This window comes from Paenibacillus cineris, assembly GCF_018333335.1.
In the GTDB taxonomy this organism is placed as follows: domain Bacteria; phylum Bacillota; class Bacilli; order Paenibacillales; family Paenibacillaceae; genus Paenibacillus_AQ; species Paenibacillus_AQ favisporus.
In genome coordinates this window covers 3743795-3763946 of the sequence record NZ_BORU01000001.1, presented here as the reverse complement: position 1 = coordinate 3763946, position 20152 = coordinate 3743795, and the positions used below count along the sequence as shown (strand labels likewise).

Sequence of the window (20152 nt, the reverse complement as noted above, 5' to 3'; positions counted from 1 at the left end):
CTATGTTCACAAAATCGACAAAAAAGGCTGGCGTTAAAACCGGGAATATGGCATGATTTGCAAATTGCCGGGAGAAGTTTTATGTTTATGTACATAACGTTTACGGAAACGACCGTTCAGATTGATCTGTGGAGGGATTATGTCTTGAGTTCATCGAAGTGGATTTGGCGGATTATCGGCATTCAGTCCATCGCGGCAACGCTCCTCCTCATCGCCGGCTTCGCATACGCGGTACAGGATATCAACCATCCCCAAGGCAGCAAGTTAAACCTGTCGGCTCCTTCCGCCAAACCTGAAGGAACGGCACCGGGCAATATTGAACAGAAAAAAGAGCTGAAGGCTGCGGTCATTGGAGATTCCCTGGCCAAAGGAACCGGCGACAGCACCGGGAGCGGCTTCGCGCGGCGAAGTGTGACCAAGCTTGCGGAGGCTACGGGCAAGAAGGTGACCCTGCTGAACAATCTTGGCATTAACGGGCTGACCACATCCGGATTGCTTCCGAAGTTAAAGGAACAAGGGACCCGGTACGTGCTTGGCGAGGCGGACATCATTCTGTTGTCCATCGGGGGCAATGATTTGTTCCAGGGGGCGGATCTGCTGTCAGGCAGCCAGACCGGTACCGCGGGCAACGACGGAGAGGCTGCGGATCTGGACCCTGATGAGCTGCTGGAAGCGCTGCCCCAGGCGAAGAAACAGCTGCAGCAAATTTTGGAGCAAATCCGGAAGATCAACCCGGATGCGCTCATCATTTACGTCGGGCTCTATAATCCGTTTGTAGACGTGAAGGATCTTAAAGTGGCCGGTAATCAGGCCGTTTCGGAGTGGAACAGTGCCGCACTCACGGTCATCAATAAATATGACAACATGACGTTTGTTCCGACGTTCGACCTGTTTCAGCACAGTTTGAACAAGTATTTGTCGACGGATCATTTCCATCCGAACGATCAAGGATATGAGCGGATTGCAGAGCGAATTGTACAGGGAATGTTGTGAGAAAGAAGCGGGAAAGGGGCGTCAGGCGCGCATATGTCTGAAGGAAGCATCTTGAAATCGCAGGATGACGTCGTTCTGTCGGTGGAGCATGTGAAGAAGAAGATCGGACGGAAGTGGATCATTCACGATGTCACCTTCGACGTCCGGGAGGGCGAAGTGTTCGGCTTTCTGGGCCCGAACGGGGCTGGCAAAACGACGACCATCCGCATGCTGGTGGATTTGATCAAGCCGACCAGCGGTACCATCCGGGTGTGCGGATACGACGTGAACAAGAATCAGGAGCAGGCGCTCCGGTTTGTAGGCTCGATCGTCGAAAACCCGGAGGCGTATACTTATTTGACAGGATGGGAGAACCTTGAGCATTTTGCCCGGATGCAGCGCGGTATAGACCGTCAGCGTATCCAGGAAGTGGTTGACATCGTCAGGCTCGACCAGCGCATTCATGACAAGGTCAGCACGTATTCGCTCGGGATGAGGCAGCGGCTTGGAATCGCCCAAGCCCTTCTGGGACGGCCCAAGCTGCTGATCCTGGATGAGCCGACCAACGGGCTCGATCCGAAAGGAATCAAGGAGCTGAGACAGTTTATCCGTCAGCTGGCCGATGAAGGGCTCGCCGTATTTGTGTCCAGCCACCTGCTGAGCGAAATTCAGCTGCTGTGCGACCGGGTAGCCATCATCAGCAAGGGTCGCGTACTGGCCGTGGGTCCTGTTGAAGAGCTGGTATCGGAAAATGCCCAATATGTCATATGGGATCTCTCTTCCGTGGGAGAAGGCAGGTCCTTACTCAGCCGGCAGGCAGGCGTAGAGGTGATTTCGGACGCCGAAGAGGTGCTCGATGACGCCATCATCGCCGGTATGGGGCAGGAAGCGATCGTGACCCGGATGGACGAACAGCTTGTCGCCTCCATCGTCAGACAGCTCGTTTCAGCAGGGATTGAAGTCAATGGCGTGCATAAAATTAATCCGACTCTGGAACAGCTGTTCCTCAAAATGACGGAAGGTGAGAGCATTGATTAACCTGCTTCCGCTGGTCAAAAACGAAACGATCAAAATTATCAAAAAGAAACGGTTTTATGTCGTATTGCTCATCCTGGTCGTCCTGGTGCCCATGTTCACCTATGCCCAGATGCGCTCGGCCGAACGGACGCGCGAGAAGTTTCACGGCGATTGGCGGCTTGAAGTTCAGCAGCAGATCACCGATAATGAAAATTCACTCAGCAGCGACCGCGTTCCGGATGAATGGAAAAAGTTCCGGAAAATTTTTATCCAGCAGCTGCAGTATTACCTGGACCATGACGTGAACCCGAACGAGCCGAACGGCGTCACCTTTACCCGCGAGTTTTTGGACAACTCCATTTCCTTGTTCATTCCTCTGTTGGTAATGGCGATCGCCTCGGATATCGTATCGGGCGAGAGGACATCGGGCACGATCAAAATGCTGCTGACCCGGCCGGTCAAAAGGTGGAAGGTGCTGCTCAGTAAACTAATCGCGCTGGTCATGTACAATTCGTTAATCGTCGTGGCGACGGTCATCATCACTTATTTGATTTCGGGCGCGGTATTTGGCTACAAAGGCTTTACGATTCCGGTGTTCACTGGCTTTCTTATCCGCGGCTCGGAAGTGGATATGACCGCCGTTCATGCCGTCCCGCAGTGGGAATACCTGCTGATGCAGGCGGGTCTAGCCTGGTTCGTCAGCCTTGTCGTCGGGGTGCTCGCATTTATGGTGTCCGTGCTTGTCCGCAGTACCGCCGCCAGTATCGTCGTCATGATGGCGGCGCTCATTGCCGGCTCTATATTGACGAACATGGCGTCCGCATGGAACAGCGCCAAATATTTGTTTATGGTCAACCTGCAGCTGACCAACTACCTGTCGGGCACACCGGCGCCGATCGAGGGCATGAGCTTGACGTTTTCCCTCATCGTGCTGACGGTTTGGGGGGCTGCTGCGATTGCAATCTCTTTCCTTGTCTTTACGAAAAGGGATATCTTGAATTAAAATGGACAAGGATAACAAAACATCTGTTTGCATTTTGGATGAAATTCATCCTACATAAAGAAACACAAAGGGGGAGCATGAATGGTCGAGCAGATCGATATGTTTGCAGAGTCATCAAAGGGCGGCCCGAACGGCCAAACCGGATACGATGCTGACGACATTCAAGTGCTCGAAGGCCTGGTTGCGGTTCGCAAACGGCCAGGTATGTATATTGGCAGCACCAGCTCATCCGGACTTCATCATCTGGTATGGGAAATTGTTGATAATGCTGTAGACGAGCATTTAGCCAAATACTGCACGAGAATTGATATTACGGTACACAAAGACGGATCTATCACCGTTTTGGACAACGGACGGGGGATACCGACAGGAATGCACAAGACGGGTATCCCTACGCCGCAGGTAGTATATACCATCCTGCATGCCGGCGGTAAATTTGGCGGATCGGGTTACAAGAAGTCCGGCGGTTTGCACGGAGTAGGCGCTTCGGTGACCAACGCACTGTCGGAATGGCTTGAGGTGGAAATTTACCGGGAAGGCAAGATTCACCGGATGCGTTTTGAATATTGGCAGGACAAGAACGGCAAGGAGCACGTCGGCGAGCCGGTGACCGGCCTGGAAGTGCTGGGCAATACGAACAAGACCGGCACCAAGGTGACGTTTAAGCCTGACGCGCGTGTGTTTCAGGGCGGTATCAACGTAACTTACGATACCCTCGCCGAACGGCTTCAGGAAATTGCGTTCTTGAACTCCGGGCTGCGGATCGTCCTGAAGGACGAGCGTGCGGACCGCCAGGACGAGTTTTTCTATGAAGGCGGCGCCAGCCAGTTCGTCGAATTTCTGAACGAAGGCAAAGACGTCATGCATGACGTCATTCACTTTTATGGGGAAAAGGAAGACGTCGAGGTCGAGGTGGCCCTGCAGTACAACGCAGGATATACCGAAACGATCGCTTCTTTCGTTAACTCGATTCCGACTCGCGGCGGCGGTACGCATGAAACAGGCTTTAAAACGGCCTACACGCGCGTGATGAACGATTATGCCCGCAAAAATCACCTGCTGAAAGAAAAGGACAAAAACCTTGAGGGGAACGATCTGCGCGAAGGCATGATGGCGGTCATCAGCGTTAAGATGGCCGAGGTCGAATTCGTGGGTCAGACCAAGGACCAGCTCGGCAGCGCTTCCGCGCGGAGCACCGTCGATGCGGTCGTTTCGGAGAAAATGCAGATTTTCCTCGAGGAAAATCCGCAGGTGGCGCAGACGCTGATCAAAAAGGCGATCCAGGCCTCCAAAGCGAGGGAAGCCGCACGGAAAGCGCGCGACGACATGCGCAGCGGCAAGAAGCGCAGCGAGAGCTCGAATCTGGGCGGCAAGCTGGCGCCGGCACAGTCGAAGGATTTTACCCGTACGGAGCTGTTTGTCGTGGAAGGGAACTCTGCGGGCGGATCGGCCAAGCAGGGCCGGGATTCCAAAATTCAGGCCATCCTTCCGCTGAAGGGGAAGCCGATGAATCCGGAGAAGGCGAAGCTCGCCGACATTATGAAAAACGAAGAATACCGGATGATCATTTCCGCCATCGGGGCCGGCATCGGCAACGAGTTTGAAATCGAAGACAGCAATTACTCCAAAATTATTATTATGACCGACGCAGACACGGACGGAGCGCACATTCAAGTGCTGCTGCTGACCTTTTTCTACCGTTACATGAAGCCGCTGATCGATGCCGGAAGAGTGTATATCGCTCAGCCTCCGCTGTACAAAATCACGCGGAAATCCGGCAAGCTGGAGACGATCCGTTATGCATATAACGACGAGCAGCTGCAAAACTATCTGAAAGAGTTCGGTAAAAACTACGAGCTTCAACGCTACAAGGGACTCGGCGAAATGAACCCCGAACAGCTGTGGGAAACGACGATGAACCCGGATACCAGAACGCTGCTGCAGGTGCAGATCGAGGATGCCGCCAAGGCCGAACGGCGCGTCTCCACGCTGATGGGCGACAAGATTGATCCGCGCAAGCGCTGGATCGTGGAAAACGTGGACTTTAGAGAGTTCGAGGAATAGAAGGTGAATGGATGAGCTTATCGGAACAATTTTTGCCGGCCTTTCTGGAGGAGGTCGTCGGCGACCGCTTTGGCCGGTACTCCAAATATATTATTCAGGACCGGGCCATTCCCGACGTGCGGGACGGCCTGAAGCCTGTTCAGCGCCGGATTCTGTATGCAATGTACGATTCGGGCAACACACCGGATAAACCTTACCGCAAATCCGCCAAAACCGTCGGGGACGTCATGGGCAACTATCATCCCCACGGGGATGCGTCCATCTATGACGGCATGGTAAGGATGGCCCAGCCTTGGAAGATGGGGCATGTGCTGGTGGACGGTCACGGCAACTGGGGTTCGATTGACGATGACCCGGCCGCAGCGATGCGGTACACGGAAGCCCGCCTGTCGCCGATCGCCATGGAGCTGCTGCGGGATATTGAGAAGCGCACCGTACAGTTTAAGGACAACTTTGATAATACCGCCAAGGAGCCAGTTGTTCTTCCTTCCAGATATCCGAATCTGCTGGTCAACGGGGTCAGCGGCATTTCCGCCGGTTTTGCAACCGAAATTCCGCCGCACAACCTGCGCGAGGTGATCGACGCATGCATCGCCGTCATGCAGAAGCCGGAAATCGAACTGGACGAGATTATGACCTTTATCAAAGGTCCAGACTTTCCGACGGGCGGCCTGATCATGGGCGGAGACGGAATCAAGGAAGCGTACCAGACGGGCAAGGGGCGGATTTATCTCCGGTCTAAAGCGGACATTGAGTTTTTGCGCGGCGGCAAGCAGCAAATCGTCATTACCGAAATTCCGTACCAGGTCGTCAAATCGCGGCTGGTGACACAAATGGAGAATATTCGACTCGAGAAAAAAATCGAGGGAATTTCGGAGGTTCGTGACGAAAGCGGCCGCGAAGGATTGCGCATCGTTGTCGAAATCAAGAAGGAAGCGGATGCCCAGGGCATTCTGGCGTACCTGCTTAAGAAGACCGATTTGCAGGTGACGTACAACTTTAACATGGTTTCCATCGTCAACAAGGCGCCGCAGCAGCTTGGACTGAAAGCGATGCTGCAGGCCTACATCGAGCATCAGCGCGAGGTCGTGACGTACCGGACGCAGTTTGACCTCGAGAAGGCGGAGGCCAGAGCCCATGTGCTCGAAGGGCTTGTCAAGGCACTGAACATTCTGGACGAAGTCATCGCGGCGATCAAGGCTTCCAGCAACCGTCAGGATGCGCAGAACAACCTGCAGTGGATGTTCGGGTTTACGGAGCGTCAGGCCGATGCGATTCTGACCCTGCAGCTGTACCGTCTGACCAACCTGGAGATCACGACGCTGCAGAAGGAGCTGGACGAGCTGCATAAGAAGATCGCCCAGTACCAGGCGATTCTGGAGAGCGACAAGAAGCTGATCGCGCTGATCCGCAAGGAGTTGCTCGAAATCCGCGATAAGTACGGCGTGGACCGGCGCTCTTCGATCCAGGGCGAGGTTGAAGAAATCAAGGTCAACCTGGAAGTCATGGTCAGCTCGGAGGATGTGCTCGTAACTCTGTCCAACGATGGATACATCAAGCGGACGAGCATGCTGTCGTTTACGCGTTCCGGCGGGGAGCTGGACAGCTCCGGGGTGAAGGAGGGCGATTATGTCAACAGGGTGCTGGAGGTCAACACGCTGGATAATCTGCTGATCTTTACGCAGCGAGGCCAGTTCTTCCTGCTGCCGGTGCATCAGGTGCCGGAGTTCAAGTGGAAGGACCCGGGAACCGCGATCGTCAACGTCATTAACCTGGCGAAGGAAGACGAGATTGTCGGGGCCATCCCTGTCAACAATTTTGATCAGCCGGATAAATCGCTCGTCTTTGTGACTCGCAAGGGCCAAGTGAAGCGGACGGAGCTGAAAGAATACATGACAAACCGCTCCAGCGCGGTTGCCGCTTGCAAGGTCGGCAGCGACGATGCGGTTCTGACGGTAACGATGAGCAATAACGACAAAGACATTTTGCTGGTCAGCAGGGACGGCATGAGCATCCGCTTCAAGGAGCAGGAGGTTAATGCGATGGGCCGCGTATCCGCCGGGGTGCGCGGAATTCAGCTCAAGGAAGGCGATGAGGTCGTATCCGCCCTGTGGGTAGAAGAGGACGAGGGCGAAATCCTCACCCTGACGGATCTGGGCTACGGCAAACGGACGCTGCTGGCGGACTATCTGCCGCAGAGCCGCGGCGGCAAGGGACTGGCTACGTTCGAGTTCAAGGAAGGCAAGCGGGTGAAGCCGAACGGATCCCGCATCGCGGGAGCTTTTTATTGCCGCGAGCCGCTTGAGATCACGGCCATGACCCAAGCCGGCCAAAGCTTCAGCTTCAATTCGGAGCAGGCGCCGCTCGCCGAGCGGAAATCGATCGGCAAGCTGCTCGTGCATGTGGAGAAGAAAGACGAGATTGTCGATTTGCTCGTGACCGGCTCTGAGCCGAGCCGGACGGAGTCCAAATCATAAATTATTGCTCAAAGGGCATCCCGGGCTGCGGGATGCCCTTTGTTTTTAACCGAAAATTTTTAAAAATTTCGAGGCTCCCCGAAAAGGTTCTAAATGGGCACGGGAAGGCCATCGGAGCCGCGTTTTAGGGGATGTTTTTCCTGTAAATTTACACAGTTTTCACGAACCAAGCAAAGAAATTTTTCATGGTGAAGAAGGAATTGCTTTAAATTGCGCGAAACTTAATCATGTAAATCATGACGATTACAAGATACTGAGCGAAAGGAAGGATATACAGTGCAGACTTCCGAATTTGCGAAAATGTGGTCTAAACTAAGCAAAGATTACAAATTACATATGGAAAACGAGCTCGCTCCGGCCCTGACAGAGTCTCAGCTAACTGTACTTGAAGTGCTGAGCGATCAGGAACGGATGAAGCCTTCGGATTTGACCCCGCTGCTGGCGACAAGCCCTGCCGCGGTCACCATGCTGCTGGACCGCATGGAGAAGAACGGGCTGATCCAGCGCGAGCGGGATTTGAACGATCGGCGGATCGTGTGGGTGTCCATTTCGGAAAAGGGCAAGAACGAAGTGCTCCGCGGTCTGCAGATCCGCGATGCGTTCCTGTCCGGCGTGCTGAGCCGAATCTCGCTTCACAACCAGCAGCTGCTGGTGTATCTATTGGGCAAAATCACGGCCTAAACCGCGCCGGGCGTGTTGGAAGGCGCCGTTTAGGGCATCGTATGGATAACGATGCTTGTACCCCTATTATTTCTTCAAGAGGAGTCATCATGGATGAGTAAGTTAGAGCTTTTGCGCCACCCCAAGCAAAGAAAGCTGCTCTTTAGCGCCGGCTTCAGCTGGTTGTTCGACGCTATGGATGTCGGCATCATATCGTTTATCGTAACGGCATTAACAGCCGAATGGAAGCTGTCACCGCAGCAGGTCGGGGTCCTGACCAGCATGAACTCCGTCGGCATGGTCATCGGAGCGGCTGCTGCCGGTTATATGGCCGACCGGTTCGGACGCAAGACGATCCTGCTGTGGACCCTGCTCATTTTTTCGGTGGCGAGCGGCTTGTCCGCGTTGGCTGCAAGCTTTGCCGTGCTGTGCCTGCTGCGGTTTATTACCGGTATCGGTCTTGGCGGCGAGCTGCCGGTGGCTTCAACGCTCGTCTCGGAGTCGATGCCGGCACGTGACCGCGGCAGAGCCGTTGTCCTGCTGGAGAGCTTCTGGGCGGGAGGATGGCTGGTCGCTGCGCTGGTGTCTTACTTCGTCATTCCGAAGTACGGATGGCAGATTGCGTTTGTCATCGGGGCCTTACCTGCGCTATATGCCATATATTTACGCAAATCCATCGAAGATGCGCCGCGTTTCAAGGAACAGCAGGCAAGCGTCTCCAAGCTGTCCTTCGGGACCAAATTCAAGTCGATTTGGGCTAAAGAGCATAGCCGCTCTACGCTGATGCTTTGGATTCTGTGGTTTACCGTCGTGTTTTCCTATTACGGCATGTTTTTGTGGCTGCCGTCGGTCATGGTTCTCAAAGGCTTCAGTTTGGTCAAAAGTTTTGAATACGTGCTGATCATGACGATCGCCCAGCTGCCCGGCTATTTTACCGCGGCTTACTTCATCGAGAAGTTCGGACGCAAGTTCGTCATGGTTACTTATTTGACGCTGACGGCGCTGAGTGCGCTGTGGTTCGGTTATGCGGACACCGAAGGCATGCTGATTGCCGCGGGCATCTGCTTGTCCTTCTTCAACCTCGGTGCCTGGGGGGGCATGTATGCCTATACGCCGGAGCTGTACCCGACTCGGGTGCGGTCCACCGGCGTGGGGCTGGCCACCTCGGTTGGCCGGGTCGGCGGCGTAATTGCCCCGCTGCTCGTAGGCGTCATGGTTGGCAAGGGCATCAGCATCGATACCATTTTCGGCATGTTTTTTGTCATTGTGCTGATTGGTGCAATCGGAGTGCTGCTTCTCGGTAAGGAAACCAAAGGCAGGGAACTGGCCGATTAAACGGCAATAAATATGTCATCTGTTGAAGAAGCTGTCATGGGCAGCTTCTTTCCTTTTTCGTCATGCATATTTTTGGACTTTGCCACGCCCGTTCTTCCGCCCAAGATGACTAAATCTACGGGTTTGATTGTGATTTCCCGTTGTTTTGAATTATAATAAATAATGTTGCAGTTAGACGCTATCAGAATGGGGGAAGGAATATGCAGCTGATCAATCCCGGCATGGTCCAGGAGATGCTAGATTCACTGAAAAACCAGGACCTTTATATACACCTTGAAATGACAACGGGTGCTTACGCTTCACACAACGATTCATCCAAATTTACCGCATCGACGTTTATCCATAACGGCGTCGTCCGATATTCGCAAGGCTCCATCGCCGGCTTTGGCCCTTACCGGGTCGGCCTCAAGATGGAGCAGGGCTGGGTTTATTCCCAAGGCTTGACCCATTTTGAAGAAACGGAAACGGATCGGCTGATCATGGCCGGACATGACAGCGACGGCAAGCTCGTCGTGGCGCTTCAGCTGAGCCGCCAACCATTTTAACGAGAGAGAAGGTTAGACATATGGAAAAACATATCCTTGTGGTGTTTCCCCACCCCGATGATGAGTCGTTCGGCACGTCGGGGACGCTGGCTAAGCATATCCAGTCCGGAACCCAGGTGACTTATGCCTGTTTAACCCTGGGGGAAATGGCCCGCAACATGGGTAATCCCATCTTGGCAAACCGCGTGACGCTTCCCGAGCTGCGCCGGAAGGAGCTGGAGGAGTCCTGCCGGGCGATCGGCATCCAGGATCTTCGCCTCATGGGTCTGCATGACAAGACGGTGGAGTTTGAGGATCAGGAGATGCTCACCAGCCGCCTGCGCGCGCTGATTGACGAAGTGAAGCCGTCGCTGATTATCACGTTCTACCCGGGTTACGCCGTTCATCCGGACCATGACGCGACCGGAGCCGCGGTTATCCGGACCGTGACGGCCATGCCGAAGAAGGAGCGGCCGAAAGTGCACTGCCTGGCGTTCTCCAACGGGTGCGAGAAGATCCTTGGCAAACCGGATGTCCTTGTGGATGTGCGCGATTATTTACCGCAGAAGTTTGCCTCGATCCGTGCCCATCAGTCGCAGTTCCGCTGGGAGACGAGCGGACAGTCGGAGCTGGATAAAGCCGTGCTGGAGCGCTTCAGCCAAGAGCGGTTCTGGACTTATCATTTTGAATAATAGCATGGAATTCAAGACAAGCCGGACGGGCTGCTGCCATCATTGCAGCGCCCGTCTTTTTTTGTGCAGCACTATCGAAACCGTAGGCCGGCTCTTGTTGCGAAAGCACATCAAACGCGTCTTGGCCCCAATGGAGGATATTGACAACATGGGGCTCCGGCGGATACAATTTGTGAAATCCTGTTTGGGATTTAACATGTGAGCAGAAAGGTGTGTGGCCCTGGAGATGAGCCGAGAAGAGTTAAGAAGAGCAGAGTTTGCGAGCGGAGATCGTACCGGAGAAGTCGGTACCAGAGAAGAGGGTCCCGGAGAAGCGGCGGCCGTGGCTGAGCCGTTAAACAGAGGGCTGGCCGATGAGGAGCCAAGCCGTGATCAGTTTAGCCTTTCCGAGGGAGATACAGGGGACATCCGGCTGGAGCGGATCGTCTTCATTGGAAGAACCTATGACGAATATTTGCGGATGTTTCATTTAAAGCCCGGGGACTTGAAGGGACGAACCGTCCTGGATTGCCCCGGCGGGGCATGCTCGTTTACGGCCAAGGCGAGGCAGATCGGCATTGAAGCCGTTGCTGCGGATATAGCCTATCAGTTTGACCCTGCGGCACTTGAGGCGAAGGGAAGGCTCGATATCGGGCATGCGGTGCAGCATGTGGAGAGCCTGGGCGATCAGTACCGGTGGGACGAATTCGGCGGTCCCGAGGGGCTCCGCAGCGAGCGTACAAAGGCCTTGACCGCCACGGTCAAGGATATGAAGCAGCATCCTGATCGATATGTTGCCGCCGTTTTGCCGGTGCTGCCGTTTGCAGACCGGCAGTTTGATATCACGCTGTCTGCGCATTTTTTGTTTATGTACAGCGACAAGCTGGATTACGCGTTTCATGAGCAGACGGTCGCTGAGCTGATGCGGGTGACGAAGGACGAAATTCGGATTTTTCCGCTGGTGGACCAGAGCAGCCGCAGGTACAAGGACATGCAGAAGCTGCTGTCGTTTGCCGCCGGTAACGGATGGTCGGCCGAGGAACGGCCATCGGACTACGAATTCCAACGGGGGGCTGCCTCAATGCTGGTGCTGACAAGAAGCTGACGGGAAAAAGAATGGCGGAACGAGAACGCTCGTTGGATGCCGGCATAATGCCGAAGTTGGATCGTAACCGTCTTTTGTCAGTTCCGCAGAACTTATTCTTATTAAATCATAAAAAAGCCGGAGAGCCTGCGTATGCAGGGCTCTCCGGCTTTTATACTGTTTGCGGCCGATTGCAGCCGCCGGGCGGAATGAATTATGATTCCTTGTCGGTCAAAGCGTTCAGGGTCGCTTCCGGCCACAAATTCCAGGGATGCTCGGCAGGCGGAAGTGAAGCAAGAATGATCTCTTCCTTTGTGACGGGATGAGGGACGCCGACGATGACAGACCACAGTGCGATCTGCTGCCCCGGCTTATTTACCCCATTGCCGTATTTCTGATCGCCATAGAGCGGACAGCCGGCATGGCTCATCTGAACCCGAATCTGATGGGACCGGCCGGTATGGAGCTCCACCTTGACCAAGCTATAGCGGTCCGCCTCTGCGATCACTTCGTAATCCAGCAGCGCTTCCTTCGCGCCGGTTGTTCCCGGCTTCACCACAGACACGGTATTGGTCTTGGCATCCTTGAGCAGGAAGTCTTTCAGGCTTCCTCTCTGCGCAGGAAGCCTCCCATGTACGACGGCCGCGTAAACTTTGCGGAACTTGCGGGAGCGTACCGTTTCCGAAAGCCGAGAGGCGGCCTTGGATGTCTTGGCAAACACCATCGCCCCGCCGACGGGGCGATCCAGCCGATGCACCAGGCCGACAAATACGTTGCCGGGCTTGTTATACCGGATCTTGATGTCCTCCTTGAGCAGGCTGACCAGATCGGCGTCCCCGGAGGCATCTTCCTGCGTAGGAACGTTGACCGGCTTCACGATGCCTAATAAATGATTGTCCTCATACAAAATCGGAATGCGGACGTCCTGACCATCGGCTCTGCTCATGGTTTAAGACTCCCATCTTCCCAAAATACCGCACGGCAGATTCAGTCCGGAGGCGGTAATCGGCAGTCCGAGCTCGCCGCAGGAAATGCTTCCTCCAAACCGGCGGGCTGCCGTCATGGACAGGATGTTATGCAGTACGGTCGGCGAAATACCGGTCGTATACGAATTAATGAGCATAAACAATGGGTTGTCCGACATGATGCTCATGCAGCTCTCGACGAAGGGATAGAGGCTCTGCTCCAGCTTCCACATTTCCCCGCCGGGTCCACGGCCGTAGGATGGCGGGTCCATGATGATCGCGTCGTATTTATTGCCGCGGCGCTGTTCGCGCTGCACGAATTTGAACACGTCATCCGTTATGAAACGGACCGGACGGTCTCCGAGGCCGGACAGCTGCAGGTTCTCCTTGGCCCATTGAACCATGCCTTTTGCGGCGTCGACATGGACGACTTGGGCGCCTGCGGAAGCTGCCGCCACGCTGGCTCCGCCGGTATAGGCGAACAGGTTCAGCACCTGGATCGGCCGGCCCGCCCCGGCAATCTTGTCCATCATCCAGCGCCAGTTGGCTGCTTGCTCGGGGAACAAACCGGTATGCTTAAAGTTGGTAGGGCGGATATGGAACTTCAGCTTGTCGTAGGAAATGGTCCAGCGGTCGGGGATCGGCTTTTTCATGTCCCATTGGCCGCCGCCCGAAGAGCTTCGGTGGTAATGCCCGTGAACTTGGCGCCACTGCCCCGTTTCGTTGGTGAGCGGCCATATAATCTGCGGGTCGGGTCTGCGGAGAATGACGTCTCCCCAACGCTCCAGCTTTTCCCCGTCCCCGGTATCAATCAATTCATAATCCTGCCAATCGCGTGCTACATACATGAATGCATTCCATCCTTCTGTTCTTTAATTTCATTTAGCTTATATTGTACAACATTTCGTACATACAATGCACTTTCTTCATACTCGGTGCGGGTAAAGGTATAATAAAGATAACCCCTCGCGAAAGGAGGACTTGCCGGTGAGCAGCAGACGGAAAATATCGTGGATTCTCACTTGGTTTGGCTTGTTTTGCGGCATTCTTTATGTCAATCTGGCGGTCCGTGGCGGCACGAAGGATTGGTTTGGCTTTCTTGTCTTCGCCGTGCTTCCGCTTGGAATCGGACTTATACTGCGCACGAAAACGAAAAAAGCGAGAGCATGGATGGAGATCACCCCCGAGATGGAGAAGAGCATTCTCCACCTGGCTGCAGAGCAGGAGAACCTGCTGACCGCAGCGGACGTTGCCTTGAATACAACACTCAGCATGGAGCAGGCCGGCGAGGCGCTGGAAGCGATGCGCCGCAAGGGACAGGTCCATTTACGGGTAGCGGATAACGGGGCGCTGGTCTATGAATTCCAGGCCGTTCTATCGATGGAAGCTAAGCTGAATGCGGAGCGGGTGTAAACCCCAGTCCACCCCGCCCCGCACAACGCAATAAACCGGCTGCGCCTTGGACATGCCAAGCGCAGCCGGTTTTTCTTGTGGCGATTATTGGGACGCCATGTACTCGTAGTAGTCCTGCTGTCTCATCACTTTGAATCCGCAGGACTCATACAGCCGGAGCGCATTGGGGTTCTGAACCGCCACCTCCAGCCATATGTCCCGCCCCCGTGCTATCGCTTCGGATACGATGAGCATCAGTGTGCTGCGGCCGATCCCCTGACCCCGAACAGATGCTTTCACCGCAAAGCCGTATATCCACGTATCGGATCCTGTATCTTCAAGAGATACCTTGCCGACGGTAACCCCATCCCGCTTAATGATGAGCGGCCGGGTTCCCGTTTCCTGCAGCAGCGATGAGTAGATTTCGGCTGATTCCTCCCGGCTCATCTCGAATCCTTCCTGATCGATGGCGATGATGTCCTCCATGTCGGCAAGCTCCGCGCTTCGCAGCTGGACCGACGGGTTCGCTTCCGCGACAGTTTGGCCGTCGTCATGCCATTTCATTTGATACTCCGAATGGCAGAACACCCCTCCTTGGGACTCGATGAAGCCTATGCCGCTGGAAGAGGAAGCCGGGGTATTCAGAAGGATGGTCTTATAGGCTGAAACGTTAGCCGAGCGGATGGCGTCCTTCCATAGATTCGTAAATATTCCCTGACGGCGGTAATCCGGATGTACCATGCCGCATACCTCGAGACCGCCGCCGAGCGGATATAAGGCGAGAAAACCGGTCAGCATATCGCCGGAATAATGAAAAAAGTCCAGCTTTGCGTCCGCGGGACGGGACTTCAGCATGCTCCAGTTTAATTTCAAAGTGATGGCATCGGCCCGCTCGCACAGCTCCTGCAGAGCGGAGATATCGCCTAGTTGACTTGGATTAAGAATAGTCTGCTTCCCCCATATTCGTTATTTTCTGCTATCATATCATGTTCCTATTTCGCGTTAAAGAGAGTGAATTGCACTTTATGCAAGGTTTTTTTGTTCATGCGAAGCCTCCATCATTAGGCTGTCATACCTCACTTCATACAGCGGCACGGAATAGGATGAATGTAACATTTCCTAGGAAGGGAGCCATCCGTATGCCGGTGAAAAACGGTAAGGAGTATATAGAGCGGATCGACCAGGCACAGCCGGAGGTTTGGCTTCGAGGTAAGAAAATCCAAGGAAAGCTGTCCGACCATGCGGCTTTCCGCGGGTTAATGAGCACTCAGGCGTCACTGTACGATATGCAGGTCGCGGAGGAGTATGCGCAGCTTCTGACATACACATCTCCGGAAACCGGGGAGCCGGTAGGCTTATCGTACTTACAGCCGAAGACGAAGGAAGATTTGGCCAGACGCAGGAGCGCGATGACGCTGTGGGGTGAGCGGCATTTCGGCCTGCTCGGCAGATCGCCGGATTATATGAACACGGCCGTTATGGCCTACGCTGCCGCCTCGGAGCTGCTGGCTGAAGCGGATGCGAAGTATGCGGACAACATGCGGAATTACTACCGGTACTGCTCAGAGAATGACATAACGCTGTCTCACGCCTTCGTGCAGCCGGCGGCGAGCCGTACCGCCGAAATGCTTGATGACGGAACGATCGTCAATACCGCGGCACGCATCGTCGACCAGACGACAGAAGGCGTCATCGTGTCAGGCGCGTTTCTGCTGGCGACCCAGGGAGTCACAGCGGATGAAATACTTGTGTATCCGCCGGCATCGTTCGTGTTTCAGGAGGAAGACAATCCTGAAACTTTTGCTTTTGCCGTCCCGAACAACCTACCGGGGATGAAGTGGATAAGCCGGGAAAGCCTGGTCGGCGGCGATTCGGGTTACGATTATCCGCTCAGCTCGCGATTTGAGGAAATGGACACTCTCGTCATTTTCGATCACGTGCTCGTTCCATGGGAGCGTATATTCATTCTTGGCAACGACAGCCTGTCCATACGCTTCTTTGCACAGAGCGGCTTTCACGTGCATGCAGCGCACCAGGTTTGCTGCCGATACGTGGCGAAGACCGAGTTTGTACTTGGAATCATTCTGTCCATTGTCGACGCACTGGAAAGAAACGGAGGCGTGGTCACTGAACAAGTGACAGAGGTGATCGTAAATCTGGAGTTGCTCAAGGCGCTGCTGCTCGCCTCCGAAGCGGGTGCAAAGGTGGACCGGTGGGGAAGCATGATGCCCGACTATAAGCCGCTCTGGTCCGCTGCCGTCGTCTATCCCCAAATGTATGCACGGATGATGGAAATTATCCAGCTGCTCGGGTCCAGCAGCGTCATTATGATTCCGTCAGAGCAGGATTTTGAGGCACCCGGGATTGCTACCTATTTATCGGCTTATCTCAAAGGCAGCAGCATGGACGCGCGGGATAAGACTGCGCTGTTCCGGCTTGCCTGGGAGCTGAGCAGCAGCGGTTTCGGTGGGCGGCAGCAGCTCTACGAACGCTTTTTCTTCGGGGGACAGCAGGTAACCAGCAACAGGCTGTTTCAAGGCTATTTGGATAAGGAGAAATACAAGGAGCGGGTTCAGCAATTTCTGCGGGATTTATAATCGCCGTTCTATGGATCGGTCATATTCCACCCGGCCCGCTCATATATCTGTAATGGGGAACGTACGCAAGCAGCACGGGAGAGAGAAGCCGCCTGGGAAGAGCCATCCTTGCACAGAGGAGGCGGGCGGCGATGACGATCGATCAGTTGATCGCTTTATTGGCACTTGTCGTCATGATCATTGGACTTGTCAGCGGAAAAGGAAAATCATAAGCTGCAAAAAAAGAGAGCTGTCTTTCAGCTCTCTTTTTTTGCCTGCAAACCGCTTGACGCTTCTGACTGACCCAGGGCCTCCGTCCCGTAAAGATCGAATTTCATCGATGCTAAAGCGCCGCCTCTTTGCGATGCTGACTCAGCACTAATCAGTAACCATTTGCCCTCCGTTGATGTGGATCGTCGTTCCGGTGATATACGACCCGTCGTCCGAAGCCAGCAGCACATACGTGGGTGCCAGCTCGTAAGGCTGGGCGGCACGCCCCAGCGGCACGTCGCGGCCGAAGACGGCAACCCGCTCAGGAGGTATCGAAGCGGGATTGAGAGGTGTCCATACGGGACCCGGAGCAACCGCGTTAACCCGGATGCATTGAGGGGCAAGATTTCGGGCGAGAGCGCGGGTGAAGCTGACGATCGCACCTTTAGTCGAGGAGTAGTCCATGAGCGTATCATTGCCGAGATACGCAGTCACGGAAGCGGTGTTTACGATGCTGCTTCCCGGCCGGAGGTGGGGGAGGACCGCCTTGGTCAGAAGGATAAAGGACAAAATGTTCACTTCAAACGTATTTCGCAGCTGTTCTTCGGAAATGTCCAGCAGTGAGGTTTGGAAGTACTGAACCCCGGCATTGTTAATGAGAATGTCGATTTTCCCGAATGCCTTCAGAGTGCTGTCTACGATATACGATGCAAAACCCGGCGACCGCACGTCAACGGGAAGCAGAAGGCATTTTCTGCCGAGCTGGCGGATTCGCCGCTCCGTGTCCTGCGCGTCGCGGTGTTCGTTGAGATACACGATGACCAGGTCGGCACCTTCTTTGGCAAAAGCGATGGCGACCGCACGGCCGATACCGCTGTCTCCTCCGGTGATGATCGCCACCTTGCCCTTTAATTTACCGGTTCCGATATAGTTCGGATTTTCAGAGATAGGGAGCGGGTCCATCACATATTCAATCCCCGGCTGCCCGTGCTGGTGCTGATCCGGCGGAAAAGCCACCGGAATGTCCTTGCACTGGTGAATGACGCCATATTTAGCATACGGATAGTTCATCGGCCAATCCTTCCTTAAGCTTTTGATGGTACACAGTTTATTCACGGGATGGGCGAGTGTGCCAGTTATTTTTAAGTCTTACATCGAAATAACAAACGAACATAAACGGCTGTCCCGGACATAAATATGTACCAAAGCTGATGATCACCCAATGATGACGCATGTTGTTGGCATTAGGGATCCTTTTGGAAGGAGGAGGGCCGATTGATAGTAAGCAATGAGATGAATGCTGACAAGAGAATGACACCCAAACGAAAAAGATGGTTCACGCGCAATGATTGGACCGGCTATTTGTTCAGCGCCCCATTAATTATCGGCGTGCTCGCATTTGCCATCTATCCGATGTTTGCCGCATTGTTTATCAGCTTTCACCAGACGTCGGGCCTGTCGCTAAACGGAAAGTGGGTGGGGCTCAGCAATTACCGGTATGCCCTGGAGGATCCGGTCTTCTGGCAAGCGCTTACAAATACGTTTTTGATGGGCGTCTTGTCCGTGGTGCTCGGCATCGTATTATCCTTTGTGCTGGCGAGCCTGATCAACAATCTCAAATGGAACTTCGGCAAAAACTTTTTTAAGGCCGTCTATTTTCTGCCGAACGTCGTGTCGGCGGTAGCGACCAGTCTCCTGTTCTCGTTTCTGTTTTTCCCATCGAAAGAAGGGCTGCTGAACTTTGTGCTGAGCTGGTTCGGGGTACACCATCCCATCGGCTGGTTTACGAATCCGGAGGTGTCGCGCTACAGCATCGTGCTGATGAGCCTGTGGGGGGCGCTTGGCTACAACACAATCATTTTTCTGGCAGGCCTGCAAAGCGTGCCGCGCGACCTGTACGAAGCCGCTGAAGTCGATGGGGCGGGCGGGTACAAGAAATGGCTCCATATCACCATCCCTTATTTACGTCCGATCTTCGTCTTTATGCTCATCATGGGCACGATCGGCGGCATGAAGCGGTTCACTGACGTGTGGCTGATCGGCGGTACGGCAGGCAATCCGGGCGGAAGCCTGATGACGGTGGTGCTGTACATATACCGGAACGCATTTTTGGCATCGCAAATGGGTCTGGCCACAGCCGCTTCTTATCTGCTGTTCATCATCATTTTGGTGCTGACCGCAGTTATGATGCTGTTAAACCGCCGCAAAGACAGCCTCGACTGACGCACTAGGGCCAATACCGACGTCATATCAGAACTACATGATACTTAAGCAAAGGAGGTCCCGCCATGATCCAAACGGCCGATTCCAAGGCGCTGCGCCGTAAAAAAATCCCTGTCAGTCAGTGGATTCTCGCCATCGTGCTGTTTCTCGGCTCCTTTATCATGATCGTGCCATTTCTGTGGATGCTCGTGACCAGCTTCGACTGGGGGGCCCGGCTGAACATTACGTTTCCGCCGAAAATTTGGCCGGAAGAGCCGTCCATACGCACGTATGAAGTGGCCTTTACGAACATTAAAATGTTCCGTTATATCATCAATTCGATCATCGTCAGCGCAGGCGTCATCGTTGTCAGCTCCCTGTCCGCGCTGCTGTCCGGTTATGCCCTCTCCAAGCTGCGGTTCAAAGGGGCGAGCCTGGTGCTTCTGCTGGCACTGAGTACGATGATGATTCCGTTTGAAATGACCATGATTCCGCAGTACCTGCTTTTCAGCAAGCTGGGGCTTCTGGACAATTATCTGGCTTTTTATTTACCGGCACTTAACTATGCCTTCGGCACGTTTTTGGCCAAAGCCTTCATCGACCAGCTGCCATCCAGTCTGCGCGAAGCCGCCATTCTCGACGGCGCCGGGGAGTTCACCGTGTTCGGCCGGGTGTATTTGCCGCTCTGCACGCCGATTATCGCCACCATGATCATCCTCCTGTTCCTGGGCGTGTGGAACGAAATGCTGTGGCCGCTGCTGGTGCTGAAGAACGCTGCCAAATATACGATCCAGATCGGCCTGGCGATGTTTACGTATAACAACGGCATCAACCAACAGCCCTCGATCATTATGGCTGCAACGGCGGTCAGTCTCATTCCTGTCGTCGTCGTATATATGTTTTTGCAGCGTTACATTATCGAAAGCATTGCTTTGTCCGGGATCAAGCAGTAAACCCGGCGAAGCGCGGCCTTGGAGCCGCACGGCACCAATGATGATTG

18 protein-coding genes are annotated in these 20152 nt (G+C 54.4%); 14 read left to right on the top strand and 4 right to left on the bottom strand.

What is annotated here, in order from left to right:
- The first annotated feature begins 81 nt into the window (after positions 1-81).
- The 10 genes from KI379_RS17430 to KI379_RS17385 all read left to right on the top strand — a co-directional run bounded on the left by KI379_RS17430 (position 82) and on the right by KI379_RS17385 (position 11828).
- Positions 82-993 carry a GDSL-type esterase/lipase family protein gene (locus KI379_RS17430; protein WP_306433677.1) on the top strand — a complete coding sequence of 304 codons (912 nt, stop codon included), beginning with the start codon at positions 82-84 and terminating at the stop codon, positions 991-993.
- Positions 994-1026: 33 nt separating this feature from the next.
- Entirely contained in the window at positions 1027-2010 is a 984-nt protein-coding gene (locus KI379_RS17425) for an ABC transporter ATP-binding protein (RefSeq protein WP_076170960.1), read from the top strand.
- Positions 2003-2992, top strand: coding sequence for an ABC transporter permease (locus KI379_RS17420; protein WP_076170962.1), 990 nt, complete (start codon positions 2003-2005; stop codon positions 2990-2992). The genes KI379_RS17425 and KI379_RS17420 overlap by 8 nt, the downstream gene beginning before the upstream one ends.
- Positions 2993-3073: 81 nt before the next feature.
- Positions 3074-5056: a DNA topoisomerase IV subunit B gene (parE, locus tag KI379_RS17415; protein ID WP_076170964.1), complete on the top strand. Its 1983-nt coding sequence runs from the start codon at positions 3074-3076 to the stop codon at positions 5054-5056.
- An 11-nt stretch (positions 5057-5067) separates the two neighbouring features.
- Positions 5068-7533 carry a DNA gyrase subunit A gene (gene gyrA / locus KI379_RS17410; RefSeq protein ID WP_076170966.1) on the top strand — a complete coding sequence of 822 codons (2466 nt, stop codon included), beginning with the start codon at positions 5068-5070 and terminating at the stop codon, positions 7531-7533.
- A gap of 276 nt (positions 7534-7809) precedes the next feature.
- Positions 7810-8214: a MarR family winged helix-turn-helix transcriptional regulator gene (locus KI379_RS17405; RefSeq protein WP_076170968.1), complete on the top strand. Its 405-nt coding sequence runs from the start codon at positions 7810-7812 to the stop codon at positions 8212-8214.
- A gap of 93 nt (positions 8215-8307) precedes the next feature.
- On the top strand, positions 8308-9528 hold the full coding sequence (locus KI379_RS17400; protein ID WP_089547994.1) for an MFS transporter: 1221 nt from the start codon (positions 8308-8310) through the stop codon (positions 9526-9528).
- A gap of 200 nt (positions 9529-9728) precedes the next feature.
- Entirely contained in the window at positions 9729-10073 is a 345-nt protein-coding gene (locus KI379_RS17395; protein ID WP_076170972.1) for a YojF family protein, read from the top strand.
- 20 nt (positions 10074-10093) lie between these two features.
- Positions 10094-10744, top strand: a complete 651-nt coding sequence (gene bshB2 / locus KI379_RS17390; protein WP_212984323.1) for a bacillithiol biosynthesis deacetylase BshB2 — start codon at positions 10094-10096, stop codon at positions 10742-10744.
- A 226-nt stretch (positions 10745-10970) separates the two neighbouring features.
- Positions 10971-11828, top strand: coding sequence for an SAM-dependent methyltransferase (locus KI379_RS17385; RefSeq protein ID WP_244879323.1), 858 nt, complete (start codon positions 10971-10973; stop codon positions 11826-11828).
- Between the two features lie 193 nt (positions 11829-12021).
- Here the strand turns inward: KI379_RS17385 and KI379_RS17380 are convergent, their stop codons facing one another.
- Positions 12022-12753, bottom strand: coding sequence for an RluA family pseudouridine synthase (locus tag KI379_RS17380; protein ID WP_212984322.1), 732 nt, complete (start codon positions 12751-12753; stop codon positions 12022-12024).
- Positions 12754-12756: 3 nt separating this feature from the next.
- Positions 12757-13620 carry a class I SAM-dependent methyltransferase gene (locus KI379_RS17375; RefSeq protein WP_076170978.1) on the bottom strand — a complete coding sequence of 288 codons (864 nt, stop codon included), beginning with the start codon at positions 13618-13620 and terminating at the stop codon, positions 12757-12759.
- Positions 13621-13759: 139 nt separating this feature from the next.
- Here KI379_RS17375 and KI379_RS17370 point away from each other — a divergent pair, with 139 nt between their 5' ends.
- A complete protein-coding gene (locus KI379_RS17370; protein ID WP_076170980.1) occupies positions 13760-14185 on the top strand; it encodes a hypothetical protein in 426 nt (141 codons plus the stop codon).
- A gap of 84 nt (positions 14186-14269) precedes the next feature.
- Here the strand turns inward: KI379_RS17370 and KI379_RS17365 are convergent, their stop codons facing one another.
- Complete coding sequence (locus KI379_RS17365) at positions 14270-15037, bottom strand: GNAT family N-acetyltransferase (RefSeq protein ID WP_089547989.1); 768 nt, start codon at positions 15035-15037, stop codon at positions 14270-14272.
- A gap of 266 nt (positions 15038-15303) precedes the next feature.
- On the opposite strand from KI379_RS17365, the gene hpaB reads away from it, so the two are divergent.
- Positions 15304-16761, top strand: a complete 1458-nt coding sequence (gene hpaB, locus KI379_RS17360; RefSeq protein WP_212984321.1) for a 4-hydroxyphenylacetate 3-monooxygenase, oxygenase component — start codon at positions 15304-15306, stop codon at positions 16759-16761.
- 357 nt (positions 16762-17118) lie between these two features.
- On the opposite strand, the gene KI379_RS17355 is transcribed toward hpaB, so the two are convergent.
- Positions 17119-18021 carry an SDR family oxidoreductase gene (locus KI379_RS17355; RefSeq protein ID WP_212984320.1) on the bottom strand — a complete coding sequence of 301 codons (903 nt, stop codon included), beginning with the start codon at positions 18019-18021 and terminating at the stop codon, positions 17119-17121.
- 222 nt (positions 18022-18243) lie between these two features.
- Between KI379_RS17355 and KI379_RS17350 the strand changes: the two genes are divergently transcribed.
- Complete coding sequence (locus KI379_RS17350; RefSeq protein WP_076171734.1) at positions 18244-19173, top strand: carbohydrate ABC transporter permease; 930 nt, start codon at positions 18244-18246, stop codon at positions 19171-19173.
- 65 nt (positions 19174-19238) lie between these two features.
- The gene (locus tag KI379_RS17345) at positions 19239-20105 is read left to right on the top strand and encodes a carbohydrate ABC transporter permease (RefSeq protein WP_076170988.1); all 867 of its coding nucleotides are present in this window, start codon (positions 19239-19241) and stop codon (positions 20103-20105) included.
- The last annotated feature ends 47 nt before the right edge of the window (positions 20106-20152 follow it).